Below are 19913 nucleotides of genomic sequence, written 5' to 3' on the forward strand. Positions count from 1 at the left end.
GACACGGGTGTGGTGTGGATCGCAATCACCCGGCGGGAGTTCCCGCCGAAATCAGGGCGTTCAGGATGGTGGAGAAGACCTCTACCAGCTCGTCGACGGGCGGACGCGGGTCGTCGAGGCTCCACTGGTGCACCGCACCGTTCACGGCGCCGATGAACGCCGCCATCGGTACCCGCCAGCCGCCGGGCGGCATCCGCACGCCGTCGCGCCCGGCGGCGATCGCGGTGACCACCTCGCCCCACCGGTCCCTGACCTGCGCCCGGTACGCCTCGATCTCGGGACTCACGCCGACGATGTCGACGAACGCGACTTTGGCACACCGGATGTCGTCGGTGATCGCCTTCGCATAGGCCCGCACTGCCGCATCGATGAGCGTGCGCAGCTCGTCGGACTCCGCCGCCGCCAGCGCCGCGGCCACCGCAGCCCCGGCTTTGTCCTGCACGAAGTCGTACACCGCGACGAGCAATTCCTCGCGCCCGGCGAACTGCTCGTAGAACTGCCTGCGCGACAACCCCGCCGCCGCGCACACGTCGGTCAGCGAACTGTTGGCATAGGATTTCTCCGCGAAAACGGTCAGCCCCGCGTCGATGAACAGTGCCCGGCGCTCGACCTGTCGCTCGGCGACCGAGGTGCCGGTGTAGTTGTGTCGGGTCCGTGCAGATGTCACCCCATGACCCTACGAGGTCGTGGCGTCCACGGGTCCGATCGGGACCACCAGCGGGGTGCCGGTGACCGGGTCCTCGATCACCTTCGCGCGTAGCCCGAACACCTCCGCCACCACGTCTTCGGTGAGGACTTCGGCGGGCGTTCCGGCGGCAACCACGCGGCCCGCTCGCATCGCGACCAGTCGATGGGCGTAGCGCGCGGCGAGGTTCAGATCGTGCAGCACCATCACCACCGTCCGGTCCGCTTCGGCGTGGAGGCGCCGGACCAGGTCGAGCACCTCGATCTGGTGCGCGAGATCGAGGAAGGTGGTGGGTTCGTCGAGCAGGAGCAAGTCGGTGTTCTGGGCCAGCGCCATCGAGATCCAGGCGCGCTGGCGTTGCCCGCCGGACAGTTCGTCGAGCGAGCGGTCGGCGAACTCGACCATGTCGGTCCAGGTCAGTGCCTCGGTGATGGCGGACTCGTCGTCCTGTGACCACTGGCGGTACCAGCGCTGGTGCGGGTGCCTCCCGCGGGCGACCAGATCGCTGACGGTGAGACCTTCGGGGGCGAGCGGTGATTGGGGCAGGATGCCGAGCACGCGCGCCACTTCCTTGGTCGACATCCGGTCGATGCGTTTGCCGTCGAGGTGGACATGACCGCCCGCGGGGCGCATCAGCCGGGCCATCGCGCGCAGCAGCGTGGATTTTCCGCACCCGTTGGGTCCGATCACCGCGGTGATGGTGCCGCCGGTGACGTCCAGGTCGAGCCCGTCCACGACAGTGGTCGGTCCGTAGCCGAGGGTCAAGTCGCTGGCTTGCAGCCGAACGGTCATCACACGCCCGCTTTCCCGGCACGATTGCGCCGCATCAACAGATAGATCAGATAGGGCGCGCCGAGCACGGCGGTGATCACCCCGACGGGGAGTTCGCCCGCGGGGAGCAGCGTGCGGGCGACGAGATCGGCGGTGACGGTGAAGGCCGCGCCGAGCATCGCCGAGGTGAGCAGCGGTGGTTGCGCCGAACCGGTGAGCCGCAGCGCCACCTGCGGTACCGCGAGCGCGATGAAGATGATGGCGCCCGCCGAGGCCGTGGCGACGCCGGCGAGCAGCACGGCCAGTACCAGCAGTGTCAGGCGGGCGGCGTTGAGGCGCACGCCGAGCGAGCGGGCGGTGTCGTCACCGAAGTGCAGGGCGCCGAGTAGATGGGTGCCCGCGAGGACCACCGGAACCAGGACGGCGAGGGCGATCGCCACCGGTGTCACCTGGATCCAGCCGCTGCCGTTGAGGCTGCCGGTCAGCCAGGTCACCGCCCGCGTCGCGATATCGACCTCGCCGACGCTGAGTAGCCAGAAGGTCACGCTGGAGAGCAGTGAACCGGCGCCGAGGCCGACGAGTACGAGTCGATAGCCTTCGATCCCGCCGCGCCAGGCCAGCACGAAAACGCCGAGCGCCGCGAGCAATCCGCCGAGCATGGACGCGACGGGCACCCCGATCTCGGCCACGGCGCCACTGATCTGGCCGCGGCTGCCGGACAGGGCGATCACCGCGACAGCGGCGACGCTCGACCCGGCGGTGACGCCGAGAATATCGGGACTGGACAGCGGGTTTCGCGCGATGCCCTGGGTGATCGCGCCGGACAGCGCGAGGGCCGCGCCGACCAGCGCGCCGGTGAGAATCCGGGGCAGCCGCAGATCCCACACCACGTAGGCGAGACCGTCGTCACCACCACCGGTGAGCACCGCGAGCACGTCGAACGGCGTGACCGCGCCGCCGTCGGGCATCGTGTAGGTGCCCAGCGCCAGCGCGACACAACTCGTGGCGCCGAGGATCGCGACGCCGAGCAACAGGACCGCCGTCGTGCGCATGCGCAGCTGCCAGGACACCGGCCCCAGCCGGACCGCCCGGACGGTACTCATATGCTCACCAGCTTCCGGCGGCGGACCAACACGATGAAGAACGGGACGCCGACGAAGGCGAGCATGATGCCCGCGGGCAGTTCGCCCTTGTCCAGCACCAGCCGGCCCGCGATGTCGGCGACCAGCACCATGACCACACCGAGCAGTCCGGCGACGGGGACGAGCCAGCGGTAATCGGGTCCGGTGATGCCGCGCGCCAGGTGCGGAACGACGAGGCCGACGAAGCCAAGCGGTCCGGCGATCGCCACGACCGCACCGGTGAGCAGCACGATCGAGCCGATGCCGACGGTGCGAGCCAGGGTCACGCGATGACCGAGTGCGCGGGCAGTGTCCTCGCCGAGGCTGAGCGCGTTGAGCGCGGAGGTATTGGCCAGGGCGAGCGCGATCCCGACCGCGACGAACGGTGCCGCCTTGCCGAGCAGATCGAGATTGGACCCGACCAGCGAACCGGCCTTCCAGAAGCGGTAGATGTCGGTGACATCGGTGTCGAACAGCACCACCGCCGAGATCAGGCCCTGCAGCAGGTAGCTGACGGCGGCGCCGGCCAGGGCCAGGGTCACCGGGGTGGGACCGCCGCGCCCTGTCGTGCCGATGACGAACACGGTGATGGTGGCGATCAGCGCACCGGCGAAGCCGAACCACACATAGCCGAACAGGCTGGAGATGCCGCCGACCATCACCGCCAGGACGATGCCGAGTGCCGCGCCCTGGGTGATGCCGAGCAGTGCCGGGTCCGCGAGCGGGTTTCTGGTGTGACCCTGGATCACGGCCCCCGCGACGCCGAGCGCGAGCCCGGCGAGGATCCCCAGCAGGGTGCGCGGCAGACGGAGACCGTTGACGATCGCGCCGGTCTCGGTGTCGGTCGTGCCGCCGAGCGCCTGCAAAACATCTAGGGGGGCAATGAATTTGGAGCCGATGGCCAAGCTGAGCAGGACGGCTGCGAGCATCGCGGCCGATAATCCGGCGATGAGTAGCAACCGGCGAGACCGCGTGTTGGCGAACACGGCTCCGGGCGGCGGTGCGGTCACTATCCCTCTTCGTAGTTGGTAATTAGGTAAGGCTTCGCTAGGTTAGCAACCCTACGAACATCTGAATCACTCGGGAGACGTCGATGAATACCCCTCTGAGCCGCCGGCTCGCCGCCGCCGCGGTAGTCGCCGCAGCCGTACTGAGTCTGTCCGCGTGTGGCCAGGACCGGGCAACCACCGGCGCCGCGGGCAGCGATTGCGATACCGCGAGCAACCTCGACGGCGGTGCCTACCCGCGCACCATCGAGAAGGGCGCGGTCAAGGACGCGGCGGGTACCGATGTCGGCACCGTGGTCGACCCGGCAACCATCACCACCCGCCCGGTCCGGGTCGCGGCCCTGGACCAGACGTTCGTCGACGCCGCCCTGGTGCTGAACACCGAACTGGTCGCGTACACGACGTACCAGTCCATGGGCGAGAAGCTGCCCGCGTTCCTCGGTGCCTCGGCCCAGACCTGCGGGGGCCGCGCGGTGAACATCGGCAACCTGCAGACCCCCGATATCGAGAAGCTGGCCGGCGCTCGCCCGGACCTGATCGTGTCGGCGAAGGTGCGCCACGAGAAGCAGTACGAGCAGTTCAAGGGCATCAAGCTCGGTTCAGGCACGGTCCCGGTCGTGTTCAGTCAGACCACCGGCGCCACCTGGAAGGAAAACCTCCTGCTGCTCGCCAAGGCGGTCGACAAGGAGAATCTCGCCAAGGCCAAGCTCGCCGCGTACCAGGACCGCGCCGCCAAGATCGGCGCGGCGATCAAGGAGAAGAACGGCGGCACCGCGCCCACCGTGTCGCTGCTGCGCTTCCTGCCCAAGGAAGACCGGCTGATGCAGCGGGTGAGCTTCGTCGGCGACATCTTCGCCGACACCGGCCTGAACCAGCCGGACAAGTCCACCGACCCGAAGAACGACTTCTCGATCACGCTGAGCCCCGAGCGTCTCCTCGACGCCGACGCCGACTACGTCTTCCTCACCAGCAACGGTGAAGACGCCGCCACCCAGCGCAAGGCGGCCGCCGAGGCCAACCCGCTGTGGAACCAGCTGCGCGGCAAGGTAACTCCGGTCGACGACCTGGTCTGGCTGACCTCCGTCGGCCTCACCGGCGCCCACTCGGTCCTCGACGACATCGCCAAGACCTTCCAGGTCGACCCGGCGAAGTAGGCCGACCGCTGCCTGTTCGCCCGCCCCCATCCTCGGCGAGGCGGGCGGACAGCAGCGAACGCGCGACTCCGGTCGGCGGCCCTACACTCGGCGAGATGGGCGAACAGAAGCAGCGGATGCTGGCGGGGGAGCTGTACAAGGACAACGATCCAGAGCTCGTGGCCGAACGGCAACGGGCGCAACGGTTGTGCGATGAGTTCAATCGCACCGGGCCCGACGAGACCGGTCGGCGGACCGAGGTGCTCGGTGATCTCCTCGGCAAACTGGGGGAGGGGTCGTGGATCATGCCGCGCTTCCAGTGCGATTACGGGTATCTGATCGAGATCGGTGCCAACAGTTTTCTCAACTACGACGCGATCCTGCTCGACTGCGCGTCGATCACCATCGGGGACGATTGTTCGATCGGGCCCCGGTGTCAGCTGCTCACCGCGCTGCATCCGATGGACGATCACGAAAAGCGCAGGCAGCGTTGGGAATCCGCCGCACCGATCCGGATCGGGAACAACGCCTGGTTCGGCGGCGGCGTGATCGTGTGCCCCGGCGTGACCATCGGGGACGACGTGGTGGTCGGCGCGGGCAGTGTGGTGACCCGTGATCTGCCGGATCGGGTCTTCGCGGCGGGCAATCCGGCGCGGGTGATCAGGCAACTCTAGGTCGCGTGCGACATGCGGGGCGCGGTGTCGGGTCGCGCCCGCGGGTCCGCGGCCATACTGTCTGACCATGGGCGAATCGCGAATCGAGATGGAACCCGAAGCAACCAGGCCGCTGCGCGAGGACATCCGCTTCCTCGGCGGCATCCTGGGCGACACCATCCGCGACCACGAGGGTCCCGAGGTGTTCGATCTGATCGAGCGCGTCCGCATCGAGGCGTTCCGGGTGCGCCGCGAGGAGGTTGAGCGCAGCGCCGTCGCCGACATGCTCGACGGCACCCCCACCGAGGTCGCGATTCCGCTGATCCGGGCGTTCAGCTACTTCGTGCTGCTGGCCAATCTGGCCGAGGACATCCAGCGCGATCGACGCCGTGCGGTGCACGTGGCGGCGGGCGAGCCACCACAGGACTCCTCCTTGGAGGCCACCTACGACAAGCTCGACGCGGCCGGTCTCGACGGCTCGACGGTGGCCGATCTGCTCACCGACGCACTCGTGTCCCCGGTGATCACCGCGCACCCGACCGAGACCCGCAGACGCACCGTCTTCGACGTGCAGTCCAAGATCACCGAGCTGATGCGGGTGCGCCGCCGCCTCGAACCCGGCGAGCCCGGCCTCGACGAATCCGAACTGCGGATCCGCCGCGAAGTGCTCACGCTGTGGCGCACGGCGCTGATCCGGTTGGCGCGCTTGCGGATCCAGGACGAGATCTCCGTCGGCCTGCGCTACTACGACCTCACTCTCTACGACGTGATCCCCGCGATCAACGCGCAGGTGCGTGCGGCGCTGCGGGCCCGCTGGCCCGCCGAAGATCTCCTGCCGCGCCCGATTCTGCGCCCCGGCTCGTGGATCGGCGGCGATCGCGACGGAAACCCGTTCGTCACCGCGGAAGTCGTGCACACCGCCGCCGAACAGGCCGCCGCGTACGCCTTCGGCCGGTACCTCGAAGAGCTGGTCGAACTCGAGAAGACCCTGTCGCAATCGGCTCGACTGGTGCAGGTGACGCCCCGGGTCGCGGAGCTCGCGGCAGCCGGTTATCCCGACCCCGGCCTGTTCGCCGATGAGCCGTACCGCCGTGCGCTGCACGCGATTCGGGCCCGCCTCAGCGCCACCGCCGAGCTCGCACTCGGCGAACTGCCCGAGCACGGCCTCGATGACGAAGCCGCCCCGTATCCGACACCCCAATCCGTCCTGGACGACCTCGACGCGCTCGACGAATCCATGCGCGCCAGCGGCGACGGACTGCTCGCCGACGACCGCCTGGCCGCCCTGCGCCACGCCATCGAAACCTTCGGCTTCCACCTCCAGGGCCTGGATATGCGCCAGAACTCCGAGGTACACGAACAGGTGGTCACCGAACTGCTGGCGTGGTCGGGTGTGCACGCCGACTACCCGAGCTTGTCCGAAGCCGGACGTGTCGAGTTGCTCGCCGCTGAATTGCGCACGCGCCGACCACTTCTCGGCCCCAACGCCCAGCTGAGCGAGCTCGCGACCAAGGAACTCGGCGTCCTCGGTGCCGCCAAGGAGGTCATCGATACCTTCGGCGCGGCCGCCATCCCGAACTACATCATCAGCATGTGCACGTCGGTCAGTGACATGCTCGAAGCGGCCTTGCTGCTGAAGGAAGCAGGCATCCTCGACCCCGGCACCGCCGACACCGCGCCGAGCTGTCCCGTCGGCATCGTCCCGCTGTTCGAAACCATCGAGGATCTGAGCGCCGGTGCGTCGACTCTGGCCGCGGTACTGGAGGTTCCGGTGTATCGCGAGCTGGTCGAGGCGGCGGGCATGCGCCAGGAAGTCATGCTCGGCTACTCCGATTCCAACAAGGACGGCGGGTATCTCGCCGCGAACTGGGCGCTCTACCGCGCGGAACTCGATCTGGTGGAGGTGGCCGGGAAAGCGGGCATCCGGTTGCGGCTGTTCCACGGTCGCGGCGGCACCGTCGGTCGCGGCGGCGGCCGCAGCTACGACGCCATCCTGGCCCAGCCCGCGGGCGCGGTGCGAGGTTCGCTGCGGCTGACCGAGCAGGGCGAGGTGATCGCCGCGAAGTACTCCGAATCCGGTGCGGCACATCGCAATCTGGAATCGCTGATCGCGGGCACGCTGGAATCGACGCTACTCGACGTGGAGGGCCTCGGCGACGACGCCGAACCGGCGTATGAACTTCTCGACGACCTCGCCGCCCGCGCTCGCGCCGCCTACGCGAACCTGGTGCACGACACCCCCGGCTTCGTCGAGTACTTCCGCGAATCCACCCCGGTCGCCGAGGTCGGCGACCTCAATATCGGCAGCCGCCCCGCCTCCCGCAAACCCACCAATTCGGTCTCTGACCTGCGCGCCATCCCCTGGGTGATGGCCTGGAGCCAGGCCAGAGTCATGCTGCCCGGTTGGTACGGCACCGGCACCGCACTCGAAGACTGGGTCGGCGACGACCCGGCCCGCCTCGCCCGTCTCACCGACCTCTACCAGCGCTGGCCGTTCTTCAACACCGTGCTGTCGAACCTGGCTCAGGTGATGGCCAAGAGCGACCTCGACATCGCCGCCCGCTACGCCGAACTCGTCACCGACGAAACCCTGCGCGCGAACATCTTCGCCATGATCGCCGACGAACACGCCCGCACCATCCGCATGTACCTGGCAGTCACCGGCCACACCGAACTCCTCAGCGACAACCCGTCACTGGCCGAGTCGATCCACAACCGCTTCCCCTACCTGGAGCCGCTGAACCAGCTCCAGGTCGACCTGCTGGCCCGGCTGCGCGGCGGTGACGATGCCGAACTGGTGAAACGGGGCATCCTGCTCACCATGAACGGCCTGGCCACCGCCTTGCGTAACTCGGGCTAGCTCGCCCGCACGGTCACCGCGCCGACCGCAGTCGCGCCCGGCGTCACCCGGCATTCGCGAACGAAAGCCTGATGCAGGCCGACGGTACTGCTGTAGCCGACAGCCTCCGATATCTGCTCGAGCGGCAGCGTCGTCTCCGCCAGGAGGCGCTTGGTTCCAGCAGTCTGCGGGCGCGCAGATAGGCCGCGGGGCTAGTGCCTACCGTGGCGGTGAACTCGCGGGTGAAACGTCGATTCGGACATGCCGCTCAGGCCGGCGAGTGTCGGCACGGTCCATGACTGCTCGAAGTGAGTGTTGATCGCCACCAGGGCCGGGGCCAGTCTGGGATTGCGGATCGCCCGCCCGAGCCCGGTGTCGGTGGTGGCGAGCGCAAGTCGCAGCCCGAGCACGGAGGCCAGCTCGAAAGCGCGCAGTCGCACTGTCTCTGCGCCGGCTCCCGGGCTGTCGGATTCGTCGAGAATTCCCGCGAGGAGGTGCTGGAGCAACTGCTGGCCTGCCAGCTGATGCGCTCGCACGATCAGGACATCGGGCAGTAGCCGGTACAGGAGTTGTTCTGCGGTGGGGTCGTAATCCAGACCCGCGCACAGCATTCGACCCACCGGGTTCGCCGTGGCGTCACCGAGCGTGAGTACCCCGGACGCACCGGGCGACCGGTCGGGCAGCAAGGCGCCGATGTCGTCGTGTACACCGCTCCGTTGGACTACACCTCCGCGGTCGCTGAGTTCGCGGCGAACGTGGCCGCGGCCGCAGCCGCGGCCGGGTCCGCCGGATCGTGTACAACGCCAACACCCGCATCCCCGATGTGCCGACCGGTGCGGCCGGGTTCGAGTCGCGCCGCGACACGTGGCGGATCCTCACCGCCGGCCGGGCGAACTCGAGTCGCCGGCTACAGGCAGACGCTGACGGTGAACGGCCCGATCGGGATGCCGGTGCAGATCGACACCGAGCCGACGACCGGCTGCGCGGGGGCGGCCGATGCGGTTCCGGCGCCGATCGCGGTCACGGAAAGGGCGAGGGCGGCGACGGCGAGCGGGCGGGCGAACGTGGCGAACATAGGCTGATCCTCGGGTAGGACGGGGCGAACACCCCCGTGCGGGGGTGTCCCCATCTCAACACGCACGGGCCGACGACGTCTACGACATGGCGGGAATCGTGCGGGTTCAGGCGGTGACGACGGCGATCGCGTCGATCTCCACCAGCATCTCCGCGCGCGGCAGGCCGGTGAATACGGTGGTGCGTGCGGGCAGCACGCCGTTGCTGGTGTGCTTGGTGACGAACTCGCCGTACGCCTCGTTCATGATCGCGAAGTCCTCGCGCTTGGTGAGGTAGACGCGCAGCATCATCACATCGTCGAAGGTGGCGCCGGAGGCGTCGATGATCGCCTTGACGTTCATCAGGGTGCGGGTGGTCTGGGCGGCGACATCGCCCTGGTGCAGGTACTCGCTGGTCTCGGGATCCACCGGGCCCTGGCCGGAAACCTGGACGAACGGGCCCTTGCGCACGCCCTGGGAGAAGGTGTGGGCGGGCGCCGGGGCGTCGGAGGTGCGCACGGCGGTCTTGTCGGACATGTGGTTCAGCCTTTCCTCGCGGTGACGTCTCGGCGGGGGTCCCAGCCGAGTTCGGTGGAGATAGCGTCGGCCGTCGCCCTGACCTGCGGCAACAGTGCCAGCACCTGATCATGGTCGAGCAGTACATCGGGAACCGAGACCGACACGGCGGCGACCACGGAACCGATTCCGTCGCGCACGCCGACGCCGATGCAGTTGACGAAGCTCTCGTGTTCCTCGTGGTCTTCGGCGAAACCCTGCGCGGCAACGAGTTTCAACTCGGCCAGGTACTGCTCGGGGGTGCGCAGGGTGCGGGTGGTGAAGGGGTGGTAGTCCAATCGTGCTGCCACCGCGGCCCATTCGCCGCGTGGCAGGGCGGCGACGAGCACCTTGCCGACCGCGGTGCAGTGCAGCGGTGCCGGCCTGCCGATGCGCGAGTACATCCGCACGGCCTGCTCGGCGTCGACCTTGTCGATGTAGACGGCGTCGCCGGATTCGTAGGCGGCCAGGTGTACGGTCTGCCCGGTGGCCGCGCCCAGCGCGCTCAGGTGCGGGCGGGCGACGGTGCGTACATCACGGTTCTCCAGTGCGCGACTTGCCAATTCGAACATCCGGGTGCCCAGCGAATAGCGGTGCGCGTTGTCGCGCACGACAAACCGATCGGCCTGCATGGTCTGCAGCAGGCGCAGCACCGTCGACTTGTGGACGCCGAGCCGGACGGCGAGCTCGTCGAGCGACTGCGAGTTCTCGCCGAGGGCGATGAGAATGGACAGGGCCCGCGACACGCTTTGACTCATGCGCTGATCGTTTCATCCAGCGCCGCCGGGTAGCGCAGAGTGGCCCAGGTTGCGTCCGCGAGCATCGCGAGGCGTTGAATATCCTGGGGCGGCGGCAGTTTCGCCGAATCGCCGGTGGCGGTCAGCGCCGCCGCGGCGCACAAGTGGCCGTATCTGAGCCTGGTGCGCAGGTCGGCGCCGTGCAGGAGGGCGGCGAGGTAACCGCCGGCGAAGGCGTCACCGGCGCCGATGCGTTCGGTGATCTCGAGGGTCAGCGCGGGCACGTCGATCGAGGACGCGCCCTCGAAGCCGGTGACCGTGTGCTTGTCGTTCTTGACGATCAGCTGAGCGGGCTCGGGGAACAAGGCGCGCAAGGCGGCCGGGTCGCCGGTGCCGAAGATCTCCTCGGCCTCGTCGGCGCCGAGGAACACCACATCCGCGCTCCGGATATGTGCGTCGAGCTGGTCGGCGGCCTCGTCGATGCGCGAACCCCACACTGCCGGACGGTAATTCAGGTCGAAGCTGACCATCCCGTGCCGTGGCCGCGCGAGCAGCGCGCGGGTGAGTTCGCTCGCCGATCCCGAGAGTGCCGGGGTGATACCGGTGAAGTGCACGAGATCGGCGCCGTCGAGCAAGGCGGCTTGTGCCCCGAGGTCGGCCGGGGACAGCGCGCTGGCCGCCGAACCCGTGCGGTAGTAGTGCATGCGGCTGGTCTCGGCACCCAGGTCGTTGGCCGCGCCGGAGCCCGCGCCACGCTCCTTGACGTAGAGGCCGGTGGGCCGCGCCGGATCGACCGCGACTGCTGTGACATCGACCCCCTGCGCGCTGAGTTCGGCGACCAGGTACCGCCCGAATCCGTCGTCGCCGACCCGTGACAGCCAGGCCGCCGAGACGCCGAGTTGGGCGAGCACCACGGCCACATTGGCCTCCGCGCCGCCCGCCCCGCGATCGAACTGCGCGGACTGTTCCAGCGGCCCCGCGCCCGCGATCAGCACGGCCAATCCCTCGCCCACGGTGACCGCCCTGGGCTGAGTGGTTGTTGCCTGGGTCACCTTATTCGCCCTTTCGTGCTTGCGGTCACTGCCTTCTGGATGCACAATAACGAGCAGAAACATTCAGCGCAACCGCCGTTGCATATCGTGCAATGTTTAGTCGATATAACTGATCGGCCCGCCAATCCGGGTTCGGTCGAGAAGAAAGGGATGCTGTGATCATCGACAACGACGTCGTGGACGCCCTCGCCGACGAGTTGCTCGGACCCCGTGACAAGAGCGCGCCGCCCGCGGCGTGGGGGAGCACCGTGCGCGAATATCTCGCCGGCGCACCGCGACTCGATCAGTGGCAGACGCCGTTGCTCACCCTCGATCGCGGCAGGCTCGACGCGAACCGTGACCTCATGGCCGAGTGGACCGCCGCGGCGGGTGTCGCGCTCGCCCCGCACGGCAAGACGACAATGGCACCGCAGCTGTGGCGCGAGCAGCTCGTAGCCGGGTCGTGGGGGATCACCCTGGCCACCGCGTGGCAGGCGCAGCTCGCGCGCTCGTTCGGGGTCGGCCGGATCATGCTCGCCAACACCCTGGTCGATCCGGTCGGATTGGCGTGGGCCGCGGCGGAATCGGCGCGCGGCGCCGACTTCGAGTTCTACTGCTGGGCCGACGGCGTCGCCACCGTGGAACTGATGGACAAGATCCTGCGCGAGACCGCCGCGGGTCCGCGGGTGCGAGTGCTGGTCGAGCTGGGTGGACCGCACGGCCGGACCGGCGCCCGCACCCGTACCGAAGCGCATGCGGTCGCCGCGGCGATCGGCGCGAGTGAGCGTCTGAGCCTGGCCGGTGTCGCGGGGTACGAGGGCGCACTGGCTCACGATCGCAGCACCGAGGGTGTCGCGGCGGTGCGCGGCTACCTCGGTGAATTGGCCGCGTTGCACACCGAACTCGGTGCGGCGGGCGCCTATTCGGGTCCGGCGGTCCTCACCGCGGGTGGCAGCGCCTATCCCGAACTCGTCGTCGAGGAACTCGCCGGACTTGCTGGTTCCAGCAGTGTGGCGACCACCGTGGTGCTGCGCAGCGGCGCCTACGTCGTCCACGACGACGGCTTCTACGCGGGCATTTCCCCGCTCGCCGCGCCCGCGAAGGATCCCGGCCTTCGTTCGGCCATGCACGGCTGGGCCCGGGTGGTCTCCCGGCCCGAGCCGGAACTCGCCCTGCTCGACGGCGGCAAACGCGACTTCCCCTTCGACGAAGGTCTGCCGGTACCCCAACTCGCCCTCGGTGGCGCGCTCCCGCCGAACGCCGTGGTCACCGCGCTGAACGACCAGCACACCTTCCTGCGGATGCCCGGTGCCGATGCAGGCGATCTCCCGGTCGGCTCGGTCGTGCGCCTCGGTCTCTCCCATCCCTGCACCGCGTTCGACAAGTGGCGCCGCATCCCCGTGATCGACAGCGCCGACGCGACCGACCCGCGCGTGGTCGACCTGATCCGCACCTACTTCTGACGGATGACCATGACGCACTTGCTCTTTCGTGACATCGATATCATCGACGGCACCGGCGCCCCACGAACCCGCGGCGACGTCGTGGTCCGCGACGGCCGCATCACCGAGATCGCACCTCCAGGCACCGTCGAGTCCGACGCGAGAGTCGTTGCGGTGCAACCGGGGTCGGTCCTCACGCCCGGGTTCATCGACATGCACGCGCACTCCGACCTCTACCTGCTCACCCACCCCGACCATTTCCCGAAGATCACCCAGGGTGTCACCACCGAGGTGATCGGCCAGGACGGCCTGTCCTACGCACCCATCGACGACGCCGCCCTCGCGGTGGTGCGCAAGCAGATCGCGGGCTGGAACGGCAACCCGGCCGACTTCGACTTCAGCTGGCGCACCGTCGCGCAATACCTTGACCGCCTCGACCAGGGCATCACGCCCAATGCCGCCTACCTGGTACCGCAGGGCACCCTGCGCATGCTCGTCGTCGGCAGCGAGCAGCGGGTGGCCACCGCCGCCGAGATCGACCGGATGTGCGCGCTGCTGTCGGAGGGGTTCGAACAGGGCGCCGTCGGCATGTCGAGCGGTCTCACCTACACGCCCGGAATGTACGCCGACACCGGCGAACTCGCCGCGCTGTGCGCCGTGGTCGCGTCCTATGGCGGCTTCTACGCACCGCACACCCGCTCCTATGGTGCAGGCGCGCTCGAGGCCTACGCGGAGATGATCGGTCTGGCGAAGGCCACCGGGTGCGCACTGCACCTGACCCACGCCACCATGAACTTCGGCGTGAACCGCGGCCGCGCACCCGAATTCCTCGCGATGATCGCCCAGGCCCGGACCGACGGTTGCGACATCACCCTCGACACCTACCCGTACCTACCCGGCTCGACCACCCTGTCCGCGCTGCTGCCCAGTTGGGCGATGTCGGGCGGTCCCGACGCCGCACTGGCCCGCCTCGACGATCCGGCCGAGCGCGCCAGGATCACCGAAGATGTCGACGTCAACGGGTCCGACGGCTGCCACGGCGTCACCGTCGAATGGGAGACCATCCAGATCAGCGGGGTCGGCGACGACGCGCTGTCGGACACGGTGGGCCGCACGGTGGCCGAGCTCGCCGCCGAACGCGGCATCGCCCCGGCGGAAGTGTTCTTCGACCTGCTGCGCCGCGATCAGCTCGCCACCACGATCCTGCAGCACGTCGGCCACGAGGAGAACGTGCGCGCCATCATGGTCGACCCCGGCCACATGGGCGGCAGCGACGGTCTGCTCGTGGGCGCCCGACCGCACCCGCGTGCCTGGGGCACCTTCCCGCGCTACCTCGCGCGCTATGTCCGGGAGCTGGGCGTTCTCGAACTGGAGGACTGCGTGCACCACCTCACCGGCCGTCCGGCCGCCCGGCTGCGACTGGCCGAACGTGGCCTGATCCGGCCCGGCTACGCCGCCGACCTCGTCGTCTTCGATCCGACGACGATCCACGACACGGCAACATTCGACCACCCCCAACAGCAGGCCCGTGGCATCCAGCACGTGCTGGTCAACGGCGAATTCGCGCTGGAGGACGGCACCGCGACCGGAGCGCGCGCCGGTCGCGCCCTGCGCTTGGACACCACGAAGGAGCAAACCCGATGAACCCGATGCTCAGCTCGTCGTCGGAGGCCATGGACGTGATTCGCGCGGACCGCGCCCTCACGGTGGTCCGCGCCCCCGCGATCCCCGACCCGGCCGCGCTGGCCTCGGCGCTCGCGGGCGCCGGTCTGCGGGCGGTCGAACTGACCTTCACCACCCTCGGTGTGCTCGACGCGATCAGCAAGGCGACCGCTGCCACCGATGCTGTGATCGGCGTCGGCACCGTCACCACCCGCGAGCAGGCCGAAGCCGCCATCGAGGTCGGCGCCCGGTTCCTGGTGACACCCGCGCTGCGCCCAGAGGTCGCCGAAGTCGCTGCGGCACACAGTGTTCCGGTGATCATGGGCGCCTTCACCCCGTCGGAAGTCCTCGCCGCGGCGGAGATGGGGGCCGCGGCGGTCAAGATCTTCCCGGCGCGCGCGCTCGGCCCGCAGTACTTCAAGGATCTGCTCGGGCCGTTCCCGCACATGTTCCTGATCCCCTCCGGCGGCGTGAATTCGCACAACGCCCGCGATTTTCTCCGAGCGGGCGCGATCGCCGTCACCGCGGGCACCGAAGTGGTCGCCCCGACCGACGTCGAGGCCGCGCGCTGGTCCCACATCGGCTCCAAAGCCGCGCACTTCGTCCATTCGCTTGATTGAGAGGTTTTCCATGGGCGCCACCATCGACTGGTTGCGCACCACCACCCCCGGGTTGCTGGTGCTGTGCGGTCTCGCGATCGCTGTACTACTCATCGCCATTATCAAGGTCAAACTGGAGCCGTTCGTCGCGCTGCTGCTGACCGGGCTTCTCTTGGCGCTGGCCGCCGGGCTGCCGATCGCCCAGATCGTGGGCACACCGCTGAAAGCCGGTGAGTCACTACTGGAAACAGGATTCGGTGGCATCCTCGGCCATATCGCGGTGATCATCGGCTTGGGCACCGTACTCGGCGCCATCCTCGAAAGATCCGGTGGCGCCGACGTTCTCACCGACAAGTTGCTGAAGATGTTCGGCGAGAAGGGCGCTCCCGTCGCGATGGGCCTGCTCGGTCTCATCTTCGGCATCCCGGTGTTCTTCGACATCGGCATCTTCGTGCTCGCGCCGCTGATCTATGTCGCCGCCAAGCGCGGTGGGCGTTCGCTGGTGCTCTATGCGATGCCGATGCTGGCCGGTCTGTCGATGACGCACGCGTTCCTGCCGCCGCACCCCGGTCCCGTCGCGCTCGGTGGCCTGCTCGGGGTGAGCCTCGGTTGGTTGATCGTGATGGGATTCGTCTGCGGCATACCGGGTTTCATCGCCGCGGGCATCGTCTGGGGCAGCTATATCGGTAAGCGCGTGATGGTTTCGGTGCCCGAGGAGTTCGTGCCGCTGGAACCGGAACCCTCCGACGATTCCGGCGATCCCGACGGCTCCGGTGCGACCGCCGTGCTCACCAAGTCGCCGCCCTCGGTGGCCTTGATCGGGGCGATCATCGCGATTCCGCTGGTGCTGATCCTCGGCGCCACCTTCGGTTACCAACTCCTCGACAAGGATTCGGCGCTGCTGCAGGTGCTCACCTTCTTCGGCACCCCCGCGGTCGCGTTGCTCATCACCGTGCTCGTCGCGTTCTATCTGCTCGGGATCCGGCGCGGTTCGACCGTGCAGGAACTGAGCACCATCACCGCCGAATCGCTCAAGCCGGTCGGCATGGTGCTGCTGGTGGTCGGCGCGGGCGCCTTCTTCGGCAAGGTCATCTCGGCCACCGGCATCGGCTCGGCACTGGCCGACACGATGTCGGCGGCGGGTCTGCCGATCATCGTGCTGGCGTACCTGATCAGCTGCGGACTGCGCATCGCGCAGGGTTCGGCGACGGTCGCCATCGTCACCACCGGCGGCATCGTCGCCCCGTTGGTCGCCGAGCAGGGCTACTCGCAGATGTCGATCGCGTTGATCGCCATGGCGATCGCGGCGGGCTCGATCATTCTCAGCCACGTCAACGACGGCGGTTTCTGGATCATCGCGAAGTACTTCAACATGACGGTGAAGCAGACGCTGCAAACCTGGACGGTGCTCGAAACCATCCTGTCGGTGGTGAGTTTCGCGGTCGCGGCCTTGCTGTTCTCGATCGTCTGACGACGGTCTTACCGCGCCGGGCTGTCCCCACGGGACAGTCCGGCTTCGTATGCCAGGATCGCGGCCTGCACCCGGTTGTCCACCTGGAGCCGCCGCAGGATCGCGCTCACGTGGAATTTCACCGTCGCCTCGGCGAGGAACAGCGCGCGGCCGATGTCGGCGTTCGACAGCCCACGCCCGAGCAGAGCGAGCACGTCTCGTTCACGGTCGGTCAGCGTCTCGACGCGACGACGCGCCGCGGCGACGGTGGGCGCGGCGTGACCGGAGCGGGCGATGACCTTCTGCGCGATGCGCGGGGACAGGTAGGCCGCGCCGCCCGCCACGGCCCGGATGCCGAGGAGAAGTTCGCGAGGGTCGGCGGCCTTGAGCAGGAAACCGTCGACGCCGTGCGTCATGGCGGCGTCGACGTAGTCGTCCTCGTCGAAGGTGGTCAGCAGGACCACCTTCGTCGCGGGCAGGGTGGTACGTAGTTCTGCGGCGGCGCCCAGTCCGTCCGATCGTGGCATCCGGATGTCGAGCAGCGCGATATCGGGACGGTGGTGGCGGGCCAGCTCGACGGCCTCGCGCCCGTCGCCTGCCTCGGCGATCACGTCGATCTCCGGGTCGGTCGCCAGGATGGCCTTGACTCCGGCGCGGATCAACGGTTCGTCATCGGCGAGCAGCACCCGGATCGTCATCGGCTTCTCTCGTTTCGGTCGAGTGGGATCTGGGCGCGGACGACGAAACGGCCGTTCTCGGCGTTCGCGTGCAGGGTGCCGTCCAACAGGCGAACTCGGTCACGAAGGCCCGTGAGGCCGTTGCCGGTTCCCAGCGCAGAGTCTGTTGCCGCGCTCGGCGTGTCGATCCGTGGGTTGTCGATCGTCACGACGACCAGCGTCGGTGTGCGCTCCACGCGGATCGCGACTGCGGCGCCGGGGGCATGGCGCGCGGCATTCGTCAACGACTCGCGCACGATGTAGGACATGGTCCGCTCGATGTGCGCAGGCATCGGCGGTCCATCGAAACCGTGTGTGGTGACGACCATTCCGGCGCTGCGGGCACTGTCGACAACAGTGGTCACGTGCTCGATGTGCGGGTCGATCGGGCCTGCCTGCCGCAGCACCCCGATCGTGCTCCGGAGCCGATCGGTGGCCGTCGCCGCGGCGGCACGGAGCTCGGCGGCCGCTTGCCGGTTCTGCTCGGACAGATCGCCCGCCAGTTCGAGCGCACCGGCCCGCAGTGCGATCAGTGCCAGATCATGGCCGAGGCTGTCATGGATGTCCGCGGCGATCCGGGTGCGTTCGCGCAGTTCGGCCCGCTCGGCGATCAGCCGCTGCTCGTGTTCGAGATGGGTCACGCGCTCGGCGCTCGCCGCCAGCAGTTCGGCCTGCTGGCGCCGGAACCGGCCCGCCGACCACGGCAGCTCACACGCGAGAACGAACGACCCGAGCACACCACTGCCGATCGAGAAATCGACCAGCGTCGACACGACTGCCGGCACCGCCAGCGCGGCGAGCACCGTCCATTCGCGCGGGAACGGCAGCCGTCGTCCGTGCAGATACGCGAGCACGCCGAGCGCCGGATACAGCGCCTGTCGCCACATCGGAAGATCATCGAGGAACAGTCCGTTGATCTGCGCTGCTGCCGCGAGCAGCACCAACGCGACCCCGTTCCTCATTCGCCCGACCTTACCGATCGCAGCTGATACAGCCGAGCCACCGCGGTGACCAGCCCGGCCACCGCGGCGACGCCTGCCGCGATCGGAAGCGGCGCGTAGTAGCTCAGTTGCGCCCAGGTGACCGTTCGCCCGCTCATGATGATCGAGATGACCACGGGGAAACCGGCGAACAGCAGGACCGGAGCCAGTGCGGGCAATAGCCGTGCACCGGTCGACCAGATCGATGTCGCCAGCCTGGCGCGCGCCCACCGTCGCGCCCGGACCGCGCCGAGTACACCGAGCCCGAGCGCGGCCACCGCGGTCGCCGCGAGCGCGAACTCGGTCCACAGTCGGGTGTGCCCGGGCACTGCGGGCGTCTCGCCACGGCTCATCGCGGCCAGGCCGAGCATGATCGGGTAGGTGTCCTCGGCGAGTCCGGCGCTGTTGGTCATCACCGCGAAGCCGTATCCGGTGTCCGGGTCGATCGCCTGCGCGGCGTTGTAGGTGAAGAGGTTTCCGGAATGGACGAGAAGATCGCCTTCTTCCTCTGTGCCCCAACCCATTCCGTACCGGTGCAGAACCGGCGTGTGCATCGTGGTCAGGCTCTGCGCGGTGACGAGTCGCGGGCCGTTGCCGGTGTTGCTGATCAGCCAGCGGCCCATATCCGCTGCCGTCGTGATGACCGAGCCCGCTCCGCCACCTTCGAATCCGACGAGATCCGGCCGTGAAATCCACTGCCCGAACAGTGAATTGAATCCGTCAGGCGGTGCGGGGAGGTCGGCGTCGGTGCCGCTGGCGGTCATGCCGAGCGGGCCGAAGACGCGCTCGCGCAGAAAGCCGCCGAAGCTGCGACCGCTCGCCACTTCCACCAGTCGTGCCGCGATGTCGTAGTTGACATTGCAGTAGGCCCACCGGCTGCCCGGCTCGGCCCCCAGTTCGCCGGTGCGCAAGGTCGCGACGTAATCGGTCAGTGACCCCGCCGCGTCGGCGGCGCCGATGTCCACCGTCCGATCCGACAGTCCCGAGGTCTGATTCAGCAGGTGCCGCACGGTGATCCGCTCCGCCCGCGCGTCGGCCATCCGGAACTCGGGCAACTGCTCGACCACCGGCGCGTCCAGCGCGAGCCGCCCGTCGTCGACCAGCATCATCACCGCGGTCGCGGTGATCGACTTGCTCAGCGAAGCGATCCGCATCGGCGAGTCCGCGGTGATCGGCTCCCCGCGCGAATCCCGACCGGCGCCGGTGGCGTGCACGACGGTGTCGCCATGGGTGACCACCACGGAGACTCCCGGCAGCCCGGTCGAATCCATCGCCTCCGCCAGATAGGCGTCGATCGCAGCAGGAGAGAACTCGGGCGGTGCGGGCGCGGCCGCGGCGCTCGATGCAACGACCAGTCCGAGCAGCAGGACGGCCGTGATCAGTACACGATGCATAGCCGAAACGTTAGAAACGATGCGCCGGGATCGAATCCGACGAACGGCGACCATCCGCCTAGACGAAAGTCGGGAAATGCCGGGCG

General features: G+C 68.7%; 19 protein-coding genes. 7 read left to right on the forward strand and 12 right to left on the reverse strand.

Annotated features, from left to right (window positions below; translation table 11 throughout):
• Positions 1-25: 25 nt before the first annotated feature.
• Genes ACWZHB_RS05830 through ACWZHB_RS05845 form a run of 4 tightly spaced genes read right to left on the reverse strand, consistent with a single transcriptional unit; the run spans position 26 to position 3587 of the window.
• Positions 26-667 (reverse strand): TetR/AcrR family transcriptional regulator, encoded by a 642-nt coding sequence (locus ACWZHB_RS05830; RefSeq protein WP_427906892.1) that lies wholly within the window; start codon positions 665-667, stop codon positions 26-28.
• 9 nt (positions 668-676) lie between these two features.
• Positions 677-1477 (reverse strand): ABC transporter ATP-binding protein, encoded by an 801-nt coding sequence (locus tag ACWZHB_RS05835; protein WP_427906893.1) that lies wholly within the window; start codon positions 1475-1477, stop codon positions 677-679.
• Positions 1477-2559, reverse strand: a complete 1083-nt coding sequence (locus tag ACWZHB_RS05840; protein ID WP_427906894.1) for a FecCD family ABC transporter permease — start codon at positions 2557-2559, stop codon at positions 1477-1479. Before ACWZHB_RS05840 ends, ACWZHB_RS05835 begins: the two co-directional genes overlap by 1 nt.
• Positions 2556-3587, reverse strand: coding sequence for a FecCD family ABC transporter permease (locus ACWZHB_RS05845; RefSeq protein ID WP_427906895.1), 1032 nt, complete (start codon positions 3585-3587; stop codon positions 2556-2558). The genes ACWZHB_RS05840 and ACWZHB_RS05845 overlap by 4 nt, the downstream gene beginning before the upstream one ends.
• 83 nt (positions 3588-3670) lie before the next feature.
• Here ACWZHB_RS05845 and ACWZHB_RS05850 point away from each other — a divergent pair, with 83 nt between their 5' ends.
• The 3 genes from ACWZHB_RS05850 to ppc all read left to right on the forward strand — a co-directional run bounded on the left by ACWZHB_RS05850 (position 3671) and on the right by ppc (position 8230).
• The gene (locus ACWZHB_RS05850; protein ID WP_427906896.1) at positions 3671-4738 is read left to right on the forward strand and encodes an ABC transporter substrate-binding protein; all 1068 of its coding nucleotides are present in this window, start codon (positions 3671-3673) and stop codon (positions 4736-4738) included.
• Positions 4739-4833: 95 nt separating this feature from the next.
• On the forward strand, positions 4834-5391 hold the full coding sequence (locus ACWZHB_RS05855; RefSeq protein ID WP_427906897.1) for a sugar O-acetyltransferase: 558 nt from the start codon (positions 4834-4836) through the stop codon (positions 5389-5391).
• Between the two features lie 67 nt (positions 5392-5458).
• On the forward strand, positions 5459-8230 hold the full coding sequence (gene ppc / locus ACWZHB_RS05860) for a phosphoenolpyruvate carboxylase (protein ID WP_427906898.1): 2772 nt from the start codon (positions 5459-5461) through the stop codon (positions 8228-8230).
• Between the two features lie 191 nt (positions 8231-8421).
• Here ppc and ACWZHB_RS05865 read toward each other — a convergent pair whose 3' ends face one another.
• From ACWZHB_RS05865 to ACWZHB_RS05885, 5 genes are all read right to left on the reverse strand, one after another.
• Complete coding sequence (locus tag ACWZHB_RS05865) at positions 8422-8895, reverse strand: cupin domain-containing protein (protein ID WP_427906899.1); 474 nt, start codon at positions 8893-8895, stop codon at positions 8422-8424.
• Positions 8896-9116: 221 nt separating this feature from the next.
• Positions 9117-9284 carry a hypothetical protein gene (locus ACWZHB_RS05870; RefSeq protein ID WP_427906900.1) on the reverse strand — a complete coding sequence of 56 codons (168 nt, stop codon included), beginning with the start codon at positions 9282-9284 and terminating at the stop codon, positions 9117-9119.
• Positions 9285-9390: 106 nt separating this feature from the next.
• Positions 9391-9798 (reverse strand): RidA family protein, encoded by a 408-nt coding sequence (locus tag ACWZHB_RS05875; RefSeq protein WP_427906901.1) that lies wholly within the window; start codon positions 9796-9798, stop codon positions 9391-9393.
• Between the two features lie 5 nt (positions 9799-9803).
• A complete protein-coding gene (locus tag ACWZHB_RS05880) occupies positions 9804-10574 on the reverse strand; it encodes an IclR family transcriptional regulator (protein WP_427906902.1) in 771 nt (256 codons plus the stop codon).
• The gene (locus ACWZHB_RS05885) at positions 10571-11605 is read right to left on the reverse strand and encodes a sugar kinase (protein WP_427906903.1); all 1035 of its coding nucleotides are present in this window, start codon (positions 11603-11605) and stop codon (positions 10571-10573) included. Before ACWZHB_RS05885 ends, ACWZHB_RS05880 begins: the two co-directional genes overlap by 4 nt.
• Before the next feature lie 158 nt (positions 11606-11763).
• On the opposite strand from ACWZHB_RS05885, the gene ACWZHB_RS05890 reads away from it, so the two are divergent.
• Genes ACWZHB_RS05890 through ACWZHB_RS05905 form a run of 4 tightly spaced genes read left to right on the forward strand, consistent with a single transcriptional unit; the run spans position 11764 to position 16758 of the window.
• A complete protein-coding gene (locus ACWZHB_RS05890) occupies positions 11764-13047 on the forward strand; it encodes a type III PLP-dependent enzyme domain-containing protein (RefSeq protein WP_427909093.1) in 1284 nt (427 codons plus the stop codon).
• Positions 13048-13056: 9 nt separating this feature from the next.
• Complete coding sequence (locus tag ACWZHB_RS05895) at positions 13057-14670, forward strand: N-acyl-D-amino-acid deacylase family protein (protein WP_427906904.1); 1614 nt, start codon at positions 13057-13059, stop codon at positions 14668-14670.
• Positions 14667-15308 (forward strand): bifunctional 4-hydroxy-2-oxoglutarate aldolase/2-dehydro-3-deoxy-phosphogluconate aldolase, encoded by a 642-nt coding sequence (locus tag ACWZHB_RS05900; RefSeq protein WP_427906905.1) that lies wholly within the window; start codon positions 14667-14669, stop codon positions 15306-15308. The genes ACWZHB_RS05895 and ACWZHB_RS05900 overlap by 4 nt, the downstream gene beginning before the upstream one ends.
• Before the next feature lie 10 nt (positions 15309-15318).
• A complete protein-coding gene (locus ACWZHB_RS05905; RefSeq protein ID WP_427906906.1) occupies positions 15319-16758 on the forward strand; it encodes a GntP family permease in 1440 nt (479 codons plus the stop codon).
• A gap of 8 nt (positions 16759-16766) precedes the next feature.
• Here ACWZHB_RS05905 and ACWZHB_RS05910 read toward each other — a convergent pair whose 3' ends face one another.
• The 3 genes from ACWZHB_RS05910 to ACWZHB_RS05920 are packed head-to-tail and all read right to left on the reverse strand — an operon-like array spanning position 16767 to position 19827.
• Positions 16767-17435 carry a response regulator gene (locus ACWZHB_RS05910; RefSeq protein WP_427906907.1) on the reverse strand — a complete coding sequence of 223 codons (669 nt, stop codon included), beginning with the start codon at positions 17433-17435 and terminating at the stop codon, positions 16767-16769.
• Positions 17432-18415 carry a sensor histidine kinase gene (locus tag ACWZHB_RS05915; RefSeq protein WP_427906908.1) on the reverse strand — a complete coding sequence of 328 codons (984 nt, stop codon included), beginning with the start codon at positions 18413-18415 and terminating at the stop codon, positions 17432-17434. The genes ACWZHB_RS05910 and ACWZHB_RS05915 overlap by 4 nt, the downstream gene beginning before the upstream one ends.
• The gene (locus tag ACWZHB_RS05920) at positions 18412-19827 is read right to left on the reverse strand and encodes a serine hydrolase domain-containing protein (RefSeq protein ID WP_427906909.1); all 1416 of its coding nucleotides are present in this window, start codon (positions 19825-19827) and stop codon (positions 18412-18414) included. The genes ACWZHB_RS05915 and ACWZHB_RS05920 overlap by 4 nt, the downstream gene beginning before the upstream one ends.
• Positions 19828-19913: the final 86 nt, after the last annotated feature.

This window comes from Nocardia sp. FBN12 (genome assembly GCF_054031145.1).